At 72.7% G+C, this 15,233-nt stretch carries 15 protein-coding genes; 9 read left to right on the plus strand and 6 right to left on the minus strand.

The window, feature by feature from the left end; all coding sequences use genetic code 11:
* Together H3H34_RS06060 and H3H34_RS06065 are read right to left on the minus strand one after the other, a co-directional pair.
* Window positions 1–1,338 carry an ABC transporter permease gene (locus tag H3H34_RS06060; protein WP_194744386.1) on the minus strand — a complete coding sequence of 446 codons (1,338 nt, stop codon included), beginning with the start codon at window positions 1,336–1,338 and terminating at the stop codon, window positions 1–3.
* A complete protein-coding gene (locus H3H34_RS06065) occupies window positions 1,335–2,000 on the minus strand; it encodes an ATP-binding cassette domain-containing protein (protein ID WP_194744387.1) in 666 nt (221 codons plus the stop codon). Before H3H34_RS06065 ends, H3H34_RS06060 begins: the two co-directional genes overlap by 4 nt.
* Before the next feature lie 154 nt (window positions 2,001–2,154).
* Here H3H34_RS06065 and H3H34_RS06070 point away from each other — a divergent pair, with 154 nt between their 5' ends.
* Complete coding sequence (locus H3H34_RS06070) at window positions 2,155–3,663, plus strand: alanine/glycine:cation symporter family protein (RefSeq protein WP_194744388.1); 1,509 nt, start codon at window positions 2,155–2,157, stop codon at window positions 3,661–3,663.
* Between the two features lie 24 nt (window positions 3,664–3,687).
* Here the strand turns inward: H3H34_RS06070 and H3H34_RS06075 are convergent, their stop codons facing one another.
* Complete coding sequence (locus H3H34_RS06075) at window positions 3,688–5,676, minus strand: lytic transglycosylase domain-containing protein (RefSeq protein ID WP_194744389.1); 1,989 nt, start codon at window positions 5,674–5,676, stop codon at window positions 3,688–3,690.
* 93 nt (window positions 5,677–5,769) lie between these two features.
* Between H3H34_RS06075 and dapA the strand changes: the two genes are divergently transcribed.
* The 7 genes from dapA (at window position 5,770) to H3H34_RS06110 (ending at window position 11,620) form a co-directional block, all read left to right on the plus strand.
* A complete protein-coding gene (dapA, locus tag H3H34_RS06080) occupies window positions 5,770–6,651 on the plus strand; it encodes a 4-hydroxy-tetrahydrodipicolinate synthase (RefSeq protein ID WP_194744390.1) in 882 nt (293 codons plus the stop codon).
* Window positions 6,652–6,662: 11 nt separating this feature from the next.
* Window positions 6,663–7,142, plus strand: a complete 480-nt coding sequence (smpB, locus tag H3H34_RS06085; RefSeq protein ID WP_194744391.1) for an SsrA-binding protein SmpB — start codon at window positions 6,663–6,665, stop codon at window positions 7,140–7,142.
* A 79-nt stretch (window positions 7,143–7,221) separates the two neighbouring features.
* A complete protein-coding gene (locus H3H34_RS06090) occupies window positions 7,222–7,767 on the plus strand; it encodes a DUF2062 domain-containing protein (protein WP_194744866.1) in 546 nt (181 codons plus the stop codon).
* Window positions 7,768–7,778: 11 nt separating this feature from the next.
* Entirely contained in the window at window positions 7,779–8,438 is a 660-nt protein-coding gene (locus tag H3H34_RS06095; RefSeq protein ID WP_194744392.1) for a sulfite oxidase-like oxidoreductase, read from the plus strand.
* Between the two features lie 148 nt (window positions 8,439–8,586).
* Complete coding sequence (locus H3H34_RS06100; protein WP_194744393.1) at window positions 8,587–9,675, plus strand: hybrid sensor histidine kinase/response regulator; 1,089 nt, start codon at window positions 8,587–8,589, stop codon at window positions 9,673–9,675.
* Between the two features lie 130 nt (window positions 9,676–9,805).
* The gene (gene recA, locus H3H34_RS06105; protein ID WP_194744394.1) at window positions 9,806–10,831 is read left to right on the plus strand and encodes a recombinase RecA; all 1,026 of its coding nucleotides are present in this window, start codon (window positions 9,806–9,808) and stop codon (window positions 10,829–10,831) included.
* A 285-nt stretch (window positions 10,832–11,116) separates the two neighbouring features.
* Complete coding sequence (locus tag H3H34_RS06110; protein WP_194744395.1) at window positions 11,117–11,620, plus strand: CarD family transcriptional regulator; 504 nt, start codon at window positions 11,117–11,119, stop codon at window positions 11,618–11,620.
* A gap of 178 nt (window positions 11,621–11,798) precedes the next feature.
* Here the strand turns inward: H3H34_RS06110 and H3H34_RS06115 are convergent, their stop codons facing one another.
* The gene (locus H3H34_RS06115) at window positions 11,799–12,716 is read right to left on the minus strand and encodes an isopenicillin N synthase family dioxygenase (protein ID WP_194744396.1); all 918 of its coding nucleotides are present in this window, start codon (window positions 12,714–12,716) and stop codon (window positions 11,799–11,801) included.
* 80 nt (window positions 12,717–12,796) lie between these two features.
* Here H3H34_RS06115 and H3H34_RS06120 point away from each other — a divergent pair, with 80 nt between their 5' ends.
* Window positions 12,797–14,008, plus strand: a complete 1,212-nt coding sequence (locus tag H3H34_RS06120) for a L,D-transpeptidase family protein (RefSeq protein ID WP_194744397.1) — start codon at window positions 12,797–12,799, stop codon at window positions 14,006–14,008.
* Here the strand turns inward: H3H34_RS06120 and H3H34_RS06125 are convergent.
* Entirely contained in the window at window positions 13,963–14,544 is a 582-nt protein-coding gene (locus tag H3H34_RS06125) for a murein L,D-transpeptidase catalytic domain family protein (RefSeq protein WP_194744398.1), read from the minus strand. The genes H3H34_RS06120 and H3H34_RS06125 overlap by 46 nt on opposite strands.
* 148 nt (window positions 14,545–14,692) lie before the next feature.
* The gene (locus H3H34_RS06130) at window positions 14,693–15,100 is read right to left on the minus strand and encodes a DUF1489 family protein (protein WP_194744399.1); all 408 of its coding nucleotides are present in this window, start codon (window positions 15,098–15,100) and stop codon (window positions 14,693–14,695) included.
* Between the last annotated feature and the right edge of the window lie 133 nt (window positions 15,101–15,233).

Below are 15,233 nucleotides of genomic sequence, written 5' to 3' on the forward strand. Positions count from 1 at the left end.
CTATTGGGCCCGGGCGAGCGTTGCCGCAAGGTCGGTGCGGAACCCGGCAGCCGCCGGCACCAGCGCGGCGAGCGCGCCCAAGACGAGCGCCCCGGCCAGGATGCCCCACTCGCCCGGGTGGAAGGCAAGCCCCGAAAGGCCGATCCCGCCCAGCGTCGGGAAGGCCCGGGCGGCAGCCTCCACCGCTGCGTGCCCGATGAGGAGGCCGAGGAGGGCGCCCGCCGCCGCCACCAGCAGCCCCTCGGCGAGGATGGTGCCGAACACCCGGGCCGGCGACGCCCCCATCACCCGGAGCAGCGCGAGGTCGCCGGCGCGCGCCCGCGCGGCCGAAAGCAGCACGGTGAAGATCGAGAGCGCGGCAGCCGCGGCAATCAGAAGCGCAAGCGCGCGCGCCCCGGCAATCGCCCCGTCGAAGAGGGTGAGGAAGCGGGCGGTCTCCTGCGCCGGCACCGCGGCCTGGAGCGCCGTCTGGCGGTTGATGGCCGCGGGCAGGCGGATGGCGGCGGCCGGCGAGGCATAGGAGACCAGCACCGCCGTCACCTCCGGCGCCGGCCCGCCCCGGGCCGCAAGCGGCGAGGCAGCGCCGCCTTCCGTCCCCGCCGGGTCCGCCTTCACCGCGTGGGCATGGTCATGGTCGTGGGCATGGCCATGGTCGTGCGCATGGCCATGGTCGTGCCCGTCGTCGTGCGCATGGGCAGAGCCGGGCGCCTCGTCGTGGGCGATGCCGTGCACGTCCCACACGCTCTCGACCGAGGTCAGGATCAGCCGGTCGGCGACCGTCCCGGTCGGCGCGAGGATGCCCGTCACCACGAAGGGGGCGTGGTCGTGCGCCATCGCGCCTTCCTCGTCCGCGCCGAGGCCGTGGCTGCCGAGAAACTTCTGCCCGAGGCGCGCGCCGGTCCGCCGCGCCACCTCGGCGCCGATCACCGCCTCCATCGGCGCCTCCCACAGGCGCCCCTCGACAAGCTTGGAGCCATGGAGCGCGAGAAAGGCCGGCTCGGTCCCCACGATCCGGAACCCGCGAAAATTGTCGCCGAGCGCAAGCGGGATGGCCCGCGCGACGCCAGGGTCGGCGCGCAGCAGCGCCAGCGTCTCCACGGGCACGTTCCCGGTCGGCTGGTCGAGGTGGTAGACTGCGGAGAGGATGAGCTGAAGCGGCGAACCCTTCGCGCCCACCACGAGGTCCACGCCTGCGGCATCGCGGGCGAACCGGTCCTCCACCCGCGCCGAGACGAGGAGGAGGGCAACGAGCGAGGCGACCGCGAGCGCCAGCAGGAGCACGTTGAGCGCCGTCTGGCCGGCGCGGTCCCGCAGATAGGCAAGGGCAAGCCCGATCACGTCGCAGCGTCTTCCGCGAGGCGGCCGTCGGCACCGAGCACCAGGGCTCGGCCGAACAGGGGCTTCAGGCGCGCATCGTGCGTCACGACGAGAAGCGCTGCCCCGGCCTCGCGCGCTGCGTCGAGCAGCAGCGTTGCCGCAGCCGTCGCCTGGGCGTCGTCGAGCGCGGAGGTGGGCTCGTCGGCGAGCAGCAGCCGCGGCTCGGTCACCAGCGCCCGGGCGAGCGCCGCCCGCTGCGCTTCCCCTTGCGAGAGCGCCCGCGGCAGCCGCCCGGCAAGCGGTGCCAGGCCCAGCCGCTCGAGCAGGCGGGCAATCCGTCCCGGGTCGGGCGGCAGCCCCGCGAGCCGGCGGGCAAGCGCGAGGTTGGCATGGACCGAGATGGCCGAGACCAGCCGCAGAGACTGGAAGACGATCGCGGTGGTGCGACGGCGGAGATCGTCGCGCGCCGCGGGCCCGAGCGCGTGCATGGGCTCGCCGTCGAGCAGGATGGTGCCGGTCTCAGGGGTGAGAAGGCCGGCGACGAGCTGGAGGAGGGTCGACTTCCCCGAACCGGAGGGGCCGAGGAGGAGGCACGCCTCGGCAGGCGCCAGCGTGAAGCCGAGCGGGCCGACACCGCCGCCGCCCGGGTGGCGGAAGGACAGGTTCTCCACCTCGAGAAGCATGACCGGCGCGATAAGGTATCGGCACGGGGCCATGCAACCGCCAGCGGTGGCCCTCCTGCCACAGGGACGGCCGGCGCGCGCCGCGACGCCCGCGCCGGCTCTCGACATTTCCGCGCCGCCCCGTCAGGCTCCGGGCATCAGGCAGGGAGCATCCATGGAAGGCGTCATCGACCGCGTGGTCAACCTCAGCGACTTCATCTGGGGGGGCACCTGGAACGGCGCGCAGGTCCTCCCCTTCCCGCCCATGGTGGTCATGCTGCTCGGCACCGGGCTCTTCTTCATGGCGGGCCTGCGCTTCTACCCGCTGCGCCGGCTCGGCAGCGCGGTCGCCGGGCTGTTCGGGCGCGACCGCCGGGGAAGCGGAAGCGGCGAGATCTCGCCCTTCGCCGCGCTCTCGACCGCCCTTTCCGGTCAGGTCGGCACCGGGAACCTTGCCGGCGTGGCGACCGCCATCTCGCTTGGCGGGCCGGGCGCCATCTTCTGGATGTGGGTGACGGCGCTCATCGGCATGGCGCTCGCCTTTGCCGAAGGCGCGCTTGCCATCCGCTACCGCGAGAAGACGCCGGAGGGCCACTGGCGCGGCGGGCCCATGACCTACATCATGATGGGCCTCGGGCCCCGCTGGCGCTGGCTTGCCACGCTCTTCTGCATCGGCACGCTGTTCTCCGCCCTCGTCACTGGCAACGGCATCCAGGCCAACAGCGTTGCCGACTCCATCAACGAGCTGACCGGGCTCGACGATGCGATCGGCGGCGCCATGGTGGCTGCGCTCGTCTTCGTGGTGATCGTGGGCGGCATCCGGTCGATCGGCGCGGTGGCCGAGCGCGTCGTGCCGCTGATGGCAGGCGCCTACATCCTGATGGCGCTTCTCGCCATCCTCCTCGACCTCCCCTCCATCCCCGAGACCTTCTCGCGCATCTTCGCCGGCGCCTTCAGCCCGCAGGCGGCAACCGGCGGCTTCGCCGGCGCTGCCATCATCATGGCCATCCGCGCCGGAGTCGCCCGCGGCCTCTTCTCGAATGAGGCCGGCCAGGGCTCGACTCCAATCGCCCATGCGGTCGCCATGACCGACGATCCCGAAACGCAGGGCCGTTTCGCGATGATGGGCACCTTCATCGACACCATCGTCATCTGCACCATGACCGCGCTCGTCATCCTGACGGTGGAGGGCCGCTTCACCCACGCGCTTCCCGACGGCACGGTCGCCGTGGTCCCCCACGCGTGGCAGTCCGACCTCTCGGGCTTCGCCATGACCTCGGGCGCCTTCGCCGCCGCCTTCCCCTTCCCCGTGGCCGGGATCCCGCTCGGCACCCTGGTCGCCGCGGTCGCGCTCGTCCTCTTCGTCTTCACCACGCTCCTCACCTGGTCCTACTATGGCGAGCGGGCCATCACCTTCCTCTATGACCAGGTGCCGGGCGCCTCGGCCGCGGGCGAGCGGCGGCTGCACCTTGCCTGGCGCATCCTCTGGTGCCTCGCCATCTGGGTCGGCTCCTTCCAGGACCTCACGCTCGTCTGGCGCCTCGGCGACATCGCCAACGCGGCCATGGCGCTGCCCAACCTGGTCGCGCTCCTCGCGCTTTCGGGCGTGGTGTTCGCCCTTGCCCGCGGGGACCGCCGCGCCGGCCCGGAGCATCCGCTGAAGCCGGTCAAGTCCCGGCTCTAGCGCCGCGCGCCCTACGCCAAGGCCCTAGCGCAGCCAGGCGGACGCCCGTGGCCGGGCATCCGGCCGGCCGGGCTCGAGGAGGGAGTAGACGACCGCGTTCTCCGTCACCCGCTGCACGTAGGAGCGGGTCTCGGCGATCGGGATGGCCTCGATCCAGTCGATGACGGCTTCCGTCCCCATCTGCCGGGGGTCGCCGTTCTGGGCGATGAAGCGCCGCGCGTTGCCGATGCCGGCATTGTAGGCGGCGGCCGCCAGCATCCAGTTGCCGAGATTGTCCCGCCGGAGCCCGAGATAGTCGCTGCCAAGGAGGATGTTGTAGGCCGGGTCGGTGAGGAGGCGCCGGGCCTCGAACGGAAGCCCCAGGCGCTTCGCGACATCCGCGGCGGTCGCCGGCATCAGCTGCATGAGGCCGCGCGCCCCGGCCGACGACAGGGCGAAGCGGTCGAAGCTCGACTCCTGCCGGGCGATCGCGTGGGCGTAGATGTAGCGGTCGGCGGGAACGGAGGCCGGCAGCCGCGGGTAGGCAAGATCGAGAAGCGAGAGGTCCCCGCCCGGCCGCGCCTCGCGCCAGAGCCAGACGGCAAGGTCCGGCCGGTCGAGCCGGAGGCCGAGCTCGGCTGCCGCCCGCCGCTCGGCAGGCGTGGAGACGGCAGCCGCGAGCGCGCGCACGAAGGGGGACTGGCGCTCGCCATCGCCCATGCGCCCGAGGAGAACCAGCGCCCGCGCAAGCGGCAGCGCCTCGACCGCCGCACGGATCTCCGCCGGAACCGGAGCCGGTGCGACCCGCGGCAGCACCGGCGTGCGCCCCAGCGCCTCGGCGGCGAGCTGGCCGTAGAAGCTGTCGAAGTGCTGCGCCGCCCGCTCGAAGGCCGCCGTCGCCGCCGCCGAGTTGCCCCGCGCCTGCTCCGCCCGCCCCAGCCAGTAGTCGCCGCGCGCGCGGCTGATGGGGGTCTGCACCAGCTGGCCGAAGCGGGCGAAGTGGCGCGCGGCCTCCTCCGGCCGACCGTTCGTCCGCAGCGCAAGGAAGCCGGCCAGCCACTCGGTGTCGGAGAGATCGACCCTCACCCCAAGCGGCAGCGCAAGGCTCTCGCTGCCGATCGTCATGCCGTGGCTGGCGAGCAGCCGCTCGGCAAGCCGCGCGTCGCCGCGCCGCCAGGCGGCGCGGCCGAGCGCGAGCCGCCGCTGCAGCCAGGTGCGGGGCGCCGTGATGCTCTCCGGCGTCACCCTGGCGCCGGCAAGCAGCGCCTCGGCGTCCGCAAGCCGGCGGTTGCGCTCGAGCCAGAGCGACCGGTCGTGAACGAGGCCGGCATGCTCGCGGAACTTCGCCGGAACCGAAGCCGCGCGCGCCTCGGCATCGGGCGCATTGGTGCGCAGCGCAAGGCGCGCCGCGGCGAGCGCGCGCTCGTCCTCGGGCAGGAGCGGCAGCATCCGGGCAGCGGCGGTCGTCTGGCCGGCCCAGAGCAGCGCGTCCGCGCGCGCCGCATGGTCGGCTGCGGTCAGGAACGGTCCGAACCGGTCGAGGAGCGCGCGCTCGAGCGGCTCGGGCACCCCGGTCGAGACCCAGGCGGCGCGGGCCTGCTGGCGGGCAACGACCTGCCGCTCGGGCTCGAGGGTGAGGAGCGCAAAGCGCGCCCGCCCGGCTGCCGTCTCGGGCTGGACGGCGGCGAAGAACGCGCGCGCCTCGCTGTCGGAGGTGAGCGCCGGGTCGGCCGCCTGCACCTCGGCACGGCGGCGGATGTCGGCGTGGTTGGGAAAGCCGGGGTTGGCAGCAAGCCAGGCGGCCGTCTCGGGAAGCGGCAGGCGCGTGGCGGGGCTCCGCGCGCGGCGCAGCCAGTCCCAGGTGGCGAGCGCCTGGGCAAGCGGCGTGGGCGCACCGGCTGGCGGCGCTGCCGCGCCCATGTCGTTGCGCTGGAAGGCGGCGGCAAGCCACGCCTCCTCGCTCCCTTGCGCGGCCGCCGGAGCACCGAGGGCGAGGGCAGCGGCAAGAACGGCGGAAACGACGGGAAGGCGCATCCGTTGCGAAAGCATCGGCAAGGCTTTAGGCGGGCTGAACCGGCCGCGCCACTGCTGGCGCCCCTGCCCGCCACGCCCTAGGACCCGACGCCCATGCCCTTCCTTTCCGGCTCCCTCCCCGCGCTCGTCACGCCGTTCCGCGATGGCCGGGTGGACGAGGCGGCGCTTTGCGACTTCGTCGAGTGGCAGATCGCGGAGGGCTCGGCGGGGCTCGTGCCCTGCGGCACCACGGGGGAGTCGGCCACGCTCTCGATCGAGGAGCACGACCGCGTCGTCGAGCTCACGGTCCGCGCCGCGCGCGGCCGCGTGCCGGTCATCGCCGGCTGCGGCTCGAACGACACCGCAGTGGCCATCCACCACGTCGCGCGCGCCGCCGCCGCCGGCGCCGATGCCGCGCTCGTCGTCTGCCCCTACTACAACCGCCCCGGCCAGCGCGGGCTCCTTGCCCACTTCCGTGCAGTGGCGGACGCAAGCCCGATCCCGGTCGTCATCTACAACATCCCGGCACGCACCGGCATCGACATGACGAGCGAGACGATGGCCGAGCTCGCCCAGCACCCCCGCATCATCGGCGTGAAGGAGTCGACCGGAGACATCAACCGCATCTCCGAGATCCGCGAGCTCTGCGGCCGCGACTTCCTCATCCTCTCGGGGAACGACTACATGACCCTCGGCATCATCGCCCACGGCGGCCACGGCGCCATCTCGGTCACCGCCAACGTCGCCCCGCGGCTCAACGCCGAGCAGGTGAACGCCGCGCTTGCCGGTGACTTCGCGACTGCGCTCGCCCTCCAGGACCGGCTGTGGCCACTCCACACCGCCCTCTTCGCCGACCCCTCGCCCGGCCCCGTCAAGCATGCGCTGGCGCTGCTGCGGGGCATGTCGCCCGAGGTCCGGCTGCCGGTGCCGCTGCCAGGCGAGGCCGCGCGCGCGGCTGTCGATGCCGCGCTCGCCCGCGCCGGCATCGCGCCCTGAGCCGCGCTGCCATGGCCCGCCCGAAGCCAGCGCCGGTCAAGGCGCGGATTGCCGCCGAGAACCGCCGGGCCCGCCACGAATATGACATCGAGGACGTGTTCGAGGCCGGCATCGTGCTGACCGGCACCGAAGTGAAGGCGCTGCGCGCCGGGGAGGCCAGCATCGCCGAGAGCTACGCCGAGGTCACCGGCGAGGAAGCGTGGCTCGTCAACGCCAACATCCCCGAGTGGAGCCACGGCAACCGCTTCAACCACGAGCCGCGGCGGCCGCGCAAGCTGCTGCTTCATGCGCGCGAGATCGCCCGCCTCCACGGCGCGGTCGCCCGCGAGGGCATGACGCTCGTGCCGCTCTCGATCTACTTCAACGCCCGCGGCCGGGCGAAGGTGGAGCTGGCGCTTGCAAAGGGCCGGAAGCTTCACGACAAGCGCGCGGCCGAGCGCGACCGGGACTGGGCGCGCGAGAAGGCCCGGCTGCTCCGCGAACGGGGCTGAGCAGCTGCAGGGGCGGCGCGCCAGCCATGCGGGGTCGGCCCTTCCGTCCAGGCAGGCAAGGGACTATCTCCGCGGCGTGATGGACTGGGTGCTGAAGCGTTTGCCCACGCGCGAGGCGCTCGAGCGCAACCGCTTCCTGCGCCCCTTTGCCCACAAGCTGACGAGCCCCCTCATCTGGCGGTTCAACCGCCGCGGCGTCGCCCGCGGGCTGGCGCTCGGCCTGTTCGCCGCCTTCGCGATCCCCATTGCGCAGACGCCGTTTGCGGCCGCCTTCGCCTTCGGCGTCCGCGCCAACCTGCCCGTCGCCGCCCTTTCCACCCTCGTCACCAATCCGGTCACCTTCCCGGTCGTCTACGTCCTCGCCTACCAGGCCGGAGCGTGGCTGCTCGACTTCCGCGCCGAGGCCGACCGCGTGCTGGGCGCCACCGACAACCCGCTCGACCGATGGGTGACCCTTATGATCGAGACGGTGGGCACCACCTACCTCGGCCTCATCCTCTTCGCCGTGGCCGCAGCCGCGATCGGCTACGTCGCCGGCCAGCTCGGGTGGCGCCTCTGGATCGCCCGCAAGTGGCAGCGCCGGCGCACCCTGCGGCGCCGCAGCGCCGCGGTCGAGCCGGCCTGACGGGCACGCCCATGAGTAGCGGCGACGACCCCGACGCGCGGGCGAAGCTGGTCGCGGCCAAGCAGGCCTGGGCGCGCGCCGGCCGGCTGCTCACCGGCAACCCCGACCCGGACCGTTCGCTCCGCCTGCCCCCGGGCCAGCGGCTCGTCACCAGCTGGCCGGTGCTCGATCTCGGAATCCAGCCGCACGTGCCGCTTGCCGAATGGCGGCTCACCATTGACGGCGCGGTCGCCAACCCCGTCACCCTCGACTGGGAGGCCTTCCGCAGCCTGCCGCAGACAGAAGATGTCTCCGACGTTCACTGCGTGACGCAGTGGAGCCGCTACGACAACCGCTGGACCGGGGTTCGGACCTCGGTCATCCTCGATCTCGTGAAGCCGCTGCCGTCGGCCGCCCACGTCATCCTCCACGGCTACGACGGCTACACCACCAATCTCCGCCTCGAGCACTTCGCCGAAGACGACTGTTTGCTCGCCCATTCCCATGACGGTGTTCCTCTCTCGCGGGAGCACGGCGGGCCGGTGCGCGCGGTCATCCCGCGCTACTACTTCTGGAAGAGCGCCAAGTGGCTAAACCGAATCGCGTTTTCGGCCGTTGACAGGCCGGGCTTCTGGGAAGTGCGCGGCTATCACAATGTCGGAGACCCCTGGACCGAGGAGCGCTACGGCTGAGAGGCCAAGGGCCGCGGCCTCGCCCGGCCGACGGCGAGGGGGTGGCGCCGGCCGGACAGCGCGGCGGGGGGAAGGGCTCCGGGGAGAAGCCGTCGCGGGAGAGCGGACGAAGGGCGCGGGCGGAGGCGCGGCCGCGGAGCCGCTGCGGATGCAGGGGGTCGGCCTGCTCGCCGCCGGCCTCGCCCACGATCTCAACACCATGCTCGGCGGGATCCTCGCAACCGCCGAGCTGATGAGCGCCCGCCTCCCTCCCGACGACGAGCTTGCCGCCGACCTGGGGGAGATCATCGGCCAGGCCGAACGCGCCGGCGCCCTCATCAGGAAGCTCCTCGCCTTCTCGCGCCAGGAAACGCTCCACCCCTGCCGGCTCGACCTCGCGGCCCTCCTCGGCCGGATGGAGTCGATGCTCCGCGCGCTGCTCGGCCGCCACATCGGGCTGTCGCTCCCCAGCCGCCGCGGCGCCCTGGTCGAGGCCGACCCGCAGGCGCTCGAGCGGGTGGTCATGAACCTCGTCACCAACGCCCGCGACGCGATCGGCGCGCGGCCCGGCCACATCGCCATCACGCTCGCGCGCACGGCCGCGGACGACCTCCCGCCCGAGGCGCGGAGCTTCATGCCGAGCCGGGACTATGTGGCCCTCTCGGTCAGCGACGATGGCCCCGGCGTGCCACCCGAGCTTCGCGCCCGCATCTTCGAGCCCTACTTCACCACCAAGGGCGAGGGCGCGGGCACCGGGCTCGGCCTCCCTACCGCCTACGGGCTCGTCAAGCAGTCGGGCGGCTTCCTCCTCCTCGACGACGCCCCGCGCCGCGGCGCCTGCTTCACCGTCTACCTGCCCGCACTTCCCCCCGAACCCGCCCGCGAGGACCAAGGCCCGGTCGCCAGGCCGCTCATCCTGCTTGCCGAGGACGAGGAGCTGCTGCGCACCTGCGCCCGGCGCGGCCTCGAGCAGGCGGGCTATGCGGTCATCGCCGTCGAGGGCGGCGAGGCCGCGGAGGCCGCCTTCGCCCGGCACCCGGAGGTGCGCGCCCTCGTCTCCGACGTGCGCATGCCGGGCCTCGACGGCATCGCGCTCGCGCGCCGGCTGCGCGCCCGCCGCCCCGGCCTCCCCGTGCTGCTGGTCTCGGGCTACGCGGATGCCGGCGCCCGCGAAGCCCTCGAGGGGCTCGACGTCACCTTTCTCCCCAAGCCCTACCGTCTCGCCGATCTCCGCCGCTCGCTCGAGTCGCTGGTCTAGCAGCGCCCGGGGGGCGAGCCCTGGAGTCAAGGCGCCCGGGAGGCGGGGGCGGAGGCGGGGGCCTTCCCTTTCGCCCTTTGTTCCGATACGCCCAGATCCCAAGGGTCGCTCTGGCGAGGCGGAACGGAAGATGGAACGGGAAAAGGCGCTGGAAGCGGCACTGGCGCAGATCGACCGCGCGTTCGGCAAGGGCTCGGCCATGCGGCTCGGCAGCCGCGAGACGCTCGAGATCGAGGCCATCTCGACGGGCTCGCTCGGCCTCGACCTCGCGCTTGGCATCGGCGGGCTGCCGCGCGGCCGCGTCGTCGAGATCTACGGGCCGGAAAGCTCGGGCAAGACCACCCTTGCCCTCCACGTCATCGCCGAGGCGCAGAAGGCCGGCGGCACCGCCGCCTTCGTGGATGCCGAGCACGCGCTCGACCCAGTCTATGCCAAGAAGCTGGGGGTGGACACCGACAATCTCATCGTCTCCCAGCCCGACACCGGCGAACAGGCGCTCGAGATCACCGACACGCTCGTCCGCTCGAACGCGATCGACGTGCTCGTCGTCGACTCGGTTGCAGCCCTCGTGCCCCGGGCCGAGATCGAGGGCGAGATGGGCGACAGCCACGTTGGCCTCCAGGCCCGGCTCATGAGCCAGGCGCTCCGGAAGCTCACCGGCTCCATCTCGCGCTCGCGCGCCATCGTCATCTTCATCAACCAGGTGCGCATGAAGATCGGGGTGATGTACGGCAACCCCGAGACGACGACGGGCGGCAACGCGCTCAAGTTCTACGCCAGCGTCCGCCTCGACATCCGTCGCACCGGCCAGATCAAGGACCGGGACGACATCATCGGCAACACGACCCGGGTGAAGGTGGTCAAGAACAAGGTGGCGCCGCCCTTCCGCCAGGTCGAGTTCGACATCATGTACGGCAGCGGCATCAGCAAGACCGGCGAGATCCTCGATCTTGGAGTCAAGGCTGGCATCATCGAGAAGTCCGGGGCCTGGTTTTCCCACGAGTCCGTGCGCATCGGCCAGGGCCGGGAGAACGCCAAGAAGTATCTTGAGGAGCATCCTGACGTTGCCGCACGGATCGAGGCGGCCATCCGCGCGAACGCGAGCGGCGTCTCCGAGGCGCTGATGGCCACGGCCGACACCGCCGACGAGATGTAAGAGGGCTGCACCCGGCTGCGGATTGGCAGTAGCCTTTCCGTCATCATTCTGCTATGCATGAGGCTTCCGGAAGCCGGCGTCGGGCATGCGAGCCCGGCTTGGCCCCTCCGGAGGCATCCGCAGCCGGCCCGGCTCCGCCAGGCTGGCCCGTTGTGGAGATCAAGGAAGCCCTGAGACTCCGCGCCCTGCGCCACCGGAACGCCAGTCGCCGGGTTCATGGTTCCCGGGCCGACCGCCGGGCCTTCGGAGGCGCGACCCGCGCAGGACCAGTAGGAAAGGACGGACATGGCAGCATCCCGGTCGCTCGCGTTCCAGGTCGGTGACACGGTCGTCTACCCCAAGCACGGGGTGGGCCGCGTGATCGAGGTGCAGACCAGCGAAATCGCGGGCGCGAAGCTTGAGCTCTACGTGCTCCGGTTCGACAAGGAACGGATGACGCTCAAGGTCCCCGTCAACAAGGTGGAGGCCGTGGGCATGCGCAAGCTCTCCTCGGAGGCGACGCTCATGAACGCCTTCCAGACGCTCAAGGGCAAGCCCAAGATCCGCCGGATCATGTGGTCGAGGCGCGCCCAGGAATATGAAGCGAAGATCAACTCGGGCGATCTCGTCTCGATCGCCGAGGTGGTGCGCGACCTGCACCGCGCCGAGGACCAGCCGGAGCAGAGCTACTCGGAACGCCAGATCTACGAAGCGGCCATCTCGCGGCTGGCCCGCGAGCTCGCGGCGATGAAGAACATCGACGAGCCGGCGGCGCAGAAGGAAATCGAGCAGGTCCTGAAGGCGGCCTGAGTCGGAGACCGGAATCGGAGACCGGCGGCGGGCCGACCGGCAGCGTCGCACCGCCAGGCCCGCCGGCCACCTCCCGCGACAGTCTTGGGCAGGCAGGCGCTGGAACTCGGGCCGGCGCAGCGGTCGGCGCCGCCAGCGGCGGGAGAGCCCCGGGTGCTTCCCCGGACGGCGCGCGCCGTCAGATGAGCCGGATCTCGCGCAGCCGCTCGAGGAGATAATCGTTCGCCGTGATGGGCGGCATCTCCGGGTTCGGCACCAGCGGCGCGATCAGGTAATCCGGCCGGAAGTGCAGGAAGAAGGGGGTGGAGTAGCGCGGCACGTGCCGCCGCTCCGGCGCGGGGTTCACGACCCGGTGGGTGGTGGAGCGGAGGAGCCCCCCGGTCTGGCGCTCGAGCATGTCGCCGACGTTCACGACGAGCGCGCCTTCCGGCGTCGTCACGTCCAGCCATTCGCCCTGCCGCGTCAGCAGCTGGAGCCCCGCTTCCTCGGCCCCGAGCAGCAGGGTGATGACGTTGATGTCCTCGTGCGCCCCGGCGCGGAGGTTCGGGGCATTCGCGGGCACCGGCGGGTAATGGAGCAGCCGGAGCACGCTGTTCCCTTCCCGGACTGCCTCGTCGAAGACGTCAGGCGCCTGCCCGAGATGCACGGCAATCGCCTTCAGGACGCGCAGGCCCACGGCCTCGAGCGCCGCAAAGAGCGCAAGCGCCGCCGGGCGGAAGCCGGGCTGGCCCTCCGGCCAGACGTTCGGCGGCATGAACGGCCGGAACCGGTGCCCCTCGGGAAGCTCCCGGCCCACATGGTAGAATTCCTTGAGATCGAAGAGGTCCGAATCCTTTGCCGTCTCGATCCCGAAGGGTGTGTAGCCCCGCGCACCGCCTTGGCCAGGCACATGCGCCGCCAGTTTCTCCTCCAGCGGCCGGGCGAAGAAGGCCCTTGCCTCGGCCATCGCAGCCTCGACGACCTCTGGCGGAATGCCGTGCCCCTCGACAATGGCGAAGCCCGTGGCCGCGAAGCTCTCGCCCAGCCGCCGCGCAGCTTCCTCGAGATCCTCCTCGACGAGCGCGAGCGGCACGGGTGCAAGCGGGCTTTCGACCATGGTGGAAGCGCTAGGCTCCCTGGCGCGCCCCTGCAAGCGCGGGTGGACGCGACCGGGGCGGCCGTGGCAGGTGCCCGCCGATGGTCCGTGCCCGCATCTTCCGCGTGGTTGCCCCGCTCCTCGCCCTTGCTACCGCGACGCTTGCAGCACCGGCGGCCGCCGACGCCTGGACGCTCGCCGCCGGGGCCGAACTCGCTGCCGCGATCGACGGCGCGGCCGCGCACGGCCTCGATCCGGCCCGCTACGGACGCGACGCGCTGTGGCAGGCCCTGGGCGCGGCCGATCGGGACCGCATCGCCGCGCTCGCACCCGCCGCCTTCCGGCGCCTTGCCGCCGACCTTCTCGCCGGTGCGGCGCCGGCCGAGGCCCGCCGCCACTGGCACATTGCCGGGCCCATTGCCCGGCCCGAGACGCTGGACGCACTGATGACGCAGGCGCTCGGTGGGCGTGGCGTGCAAGCAACCCTCGACTCCCTGCCGCCCCGCCACGCCGCCTATCGGGCACTCCAGGCGGCGCTCGCAACCGCCGACGCGACCACGAGGGAGACCCTCGCCGTCAACCTCGAGCGCTGGCGCTGGATGCCGCGGGACCTCGGCCAGCGCCATCTCCTCGTCAACGTTCCTGCCTTCGAGGCGCGGCTTGTGGAAGGTGGCGAGGTCACGGCCACGCACCGCGTCATCGTCGGCAAGACCGGAACGCCCACGCCCCAGTTCTCGGCCCTCGTTACCGCCGTCATCCTCAACCCCGAGTGGGTGGTGCCGGCGAGCATCCAGCGCGAGAGCGTCAACCGGCTCATGGCCGCCAACCCCGCGCGCGCCCGCGCGCTCGGCTACGTGCGCACAGCAACGGGCGTCACCCAGCTGCCCGGCCCCCACAACCAGCTCGGCCGCATGAAGCTCAGGATGCCCAACCCCTTTTCCGTCTATCTGCACGACACGCAGGCGAAGGCGCTCTTCGAGCGGAAAATCAGAACCTTCAGCCATGGCTGCATCCGCACCGACCGGCCGCTCGAGCTTGCCGAGCGCCTGCTTGCCGGGACCGCCTGGGACCGGGCGGCGATCGACGCGGCGGTCGCGACGGACCGCACGGTCGAGGCGCCGCTGGCCGCGCCGGTTCCGGTGTACGTGGTCTACTTCACGGCCGAGGCCGCGCCCGATGGCACGCTCCGCCTCCTGCCGGACGTCTACGGCCGCGACGCGGCGGTCGCGGCCGCGCTCCTGAGCCCTCCGCCTGCCGCTTCGACCGCTCAGGCCGCCGCCGGAACCCCGGCAAGCGCCGACTGCGCCGCCTGAGCGCCCGGGCCGGGCGCGCCCAGGAACCGCCCCGAGAGCAGCAGCCGCCCCGGGCCGAGCCGGGTCAGCACCAGGTCGAGGTCTTCCGGCGCCACGGCGAAGCAGCCGTGGCTGCGGCCGATCTTGCCCTGCGCCCGGGCGATGGCCGGGCTCACGTACGAGGCGGCGTGGACGACGATGGCCCGCGCCTCGGCGTTGCTGTTGCTCGGCTCGAGGCCGCAGAGGCGCATCGACCGGCCGTGCCGCCCGACGTAGTGCGCGCCCGTCAGGAAGCAGCCCTCGGACGACGCGTGCGACTCGGCCTCGTTGGAGAAGCGCTGGAGCACGCCGGTGTGGCCCGGGTCGGAGCCGCGGCCGTGGCTGACCAGCAGGGCAGACACGCGCCCCGCCTCGAGATCGACGAGGAACAGCCGGGGCGCGCGGGAGGGCAGGGCGAAGTCCGCGATCCCTACCCGGTCGCCAAGCGGCCGCTGCGCGCCATGGCGCGCGAGCACCTCGCGCGCAAGCTCGACGAACAGCCGGTCGCGGCCGGACATCGGCGAGGCAGCCAGAGGCCGCACGGGGGCGAGGCAGGCAAGCGCGCCCGCAAGCCCGAGGAGACCGCGGCGAGAGATGGATTGCAGTGCCGGAACCACGGCCTCTTCGCAGCACGCCGCATGTCGCGGCAGCAAGACTGCGGGCAGCTCAGGCGAGACCGAGCGAGGCGAGTTCGCGACGAAGCGCGGGCGGCAGCGGGTCCGGCGAGTCGAGATCGGGGGGCGCTTCGGCCGGATCGAGGTAGCGCCAGCCCTGATGGGCGCGGCGTGGGGTGGGCTCGACCGCCACGATGTCGAGCGCCAGCCGGATTTCGACGCCCGGCCCGTCGGGCGAAGGGGCGATGTCGAGGATGGCCTGCCGGGCGACGAGCGTATGGGCGACGATCCAGTAGAGCGAGCCACCGGCAAGCTCCGCCGCCCGGCGCGGGAAGCGGGCACTCGAGACCCGGCCGACGCGGCGGCCGTCGGGTAGCCGCAGGGCGAACCGCTCGGCCGCGGCGGCGATGTCGGCAAGCGTCCGGCAGGCGAAGGCCACGCGGGTCAGGTGAAGCGGCATGACTTTCCGCTCGCGACGCGGACGGGCTGCGGTCAAGGGCCGGGATGTCGCGCCCGGCCCGGGGGGTGACGGTGCCCGCGCGCGTGTCTCGCACCGTTCTCCTCGTGCCCGCCCTTGCCTTCGGGCCAAGGCT

It is taken from the genome of Thermaurantiacus tibetensis, from assembly GCF_015354055.1.
Lineage (GTDB): Bacteria > Pseudomonadota > Alphaproteobacteria > Sphingomonadales > Sphingomonadaceae > Thermaurantiacus > Thermaurantiacus tibetensis.

What these genes read in the sequence shown, in the direction of transcription:
- H3H34_RS06065 (WP_194744387.1), bottom strand. Translation starts at nt 2,000, where the DNA reads ATGCTTCTCGAGGTGGAGAACCTGTCCTTCCGCCACCCGGGCGGCGGC.
- H3H34_RS06070 (WP_194744388.1), top strand. Translation starts at nt 2,155, where the DNA reads ATGGAAGGCGTCATCGACCGCGTGGTCAACCTCAGCGACTTCATCTGG.
- H3H34_RS06075 (WP_194744389.1), bottom strand. Translation starts at nt 5,676, where the DNA reads ATGCGCCTTCCCGTCGTTTCCGCCGTTCTTGCCGCTGCCCTCGCCCTC.
- dapA (WP_194744390.1), top strand. Translation starts at nt 5,770, where the DNA reads ATGCCCTTCCTTTCCGGCTCCCTCCCCGCGCTCGTCACGCCGTTCCGC.
- smpB (WP_194744391.1), top strand. Translation starts at nt 6,663, where the DNA reads ATGGCCCGCCCGAAGCCAGCGCCGGTCAAGGCGCGGATTGCCGCCGAG.
- H3H34_RS06090 (WP_194744866.1), top strand. Translation starts at nt 7,222, where the DNA reads ATGGACTGGGTGCTGAAGCGTTTGCCCACGCGCGAGGCGCTCGAGCGC.
- H3H34_RS06095 (WP_194744392.1), top strand. Translation starts at nt 7,779, where the DNA reads ATGAGTAGCGGCGACGACCCCGACGCGCGGGCGAAGCTGGTCGCGGCC.
- H3H34_RS06100 (WP_194744393.1), top strand. Translation starts at nt 8,587, where the DNA reads ATGCAGGGGGTCGGCCTGCTCGCCGCCGGCCTCGCCCACGATCTCAAC.
- recA (WP_194744394.1), top strand. Translation starts at nt 9,806, where the DNA reads ATGGAACGGGAAAAGGCGCTGGAAGCGGCACTGGCGCAGATCGACCGC.
- H3H34_RS06110 (WP_194744395.1), top strand. Translation starts at nt 11,117, where the DNA reads ATGGCAGCATCCCGGTCGCTCGCGTTCCAGGTCGGTGACACGGTCGTC.
- H3H34_RS06115 (WP_194744396.1), bottom strand. Translation starts at nt 12,716, where the DNA reads ATGGTCGAAAGCCCGCTTGCACCCGTGCCGCTCGCGCTCGTCGAGGAG.
- H3H34_RS06120 (WP_194744397.1), top strand. Translation starts at nt 12,797, where the DNA reads ATGGTCCGTGCCCGCATCTTCCGCGTGGTTGCCCCGCTCCTCGCCCTT.
- H3H34_RS06125 (WP_194744398.1), bottom strand. Translation starts at nt 14,544, where the DNA reads ATGTCCGGCCGCGACCGGCTGTTCGTCGAGCTTGCGCGCGAGGTGCTC.
- H3H34_RS06130 (WP_194744399.1), bottom strand. Translation starts at nt 15,100, where the DNA reads ATGCCGCTTCACCTGACCCGCGTGGCCTTCGCCTGCCGGACGCTTGCC.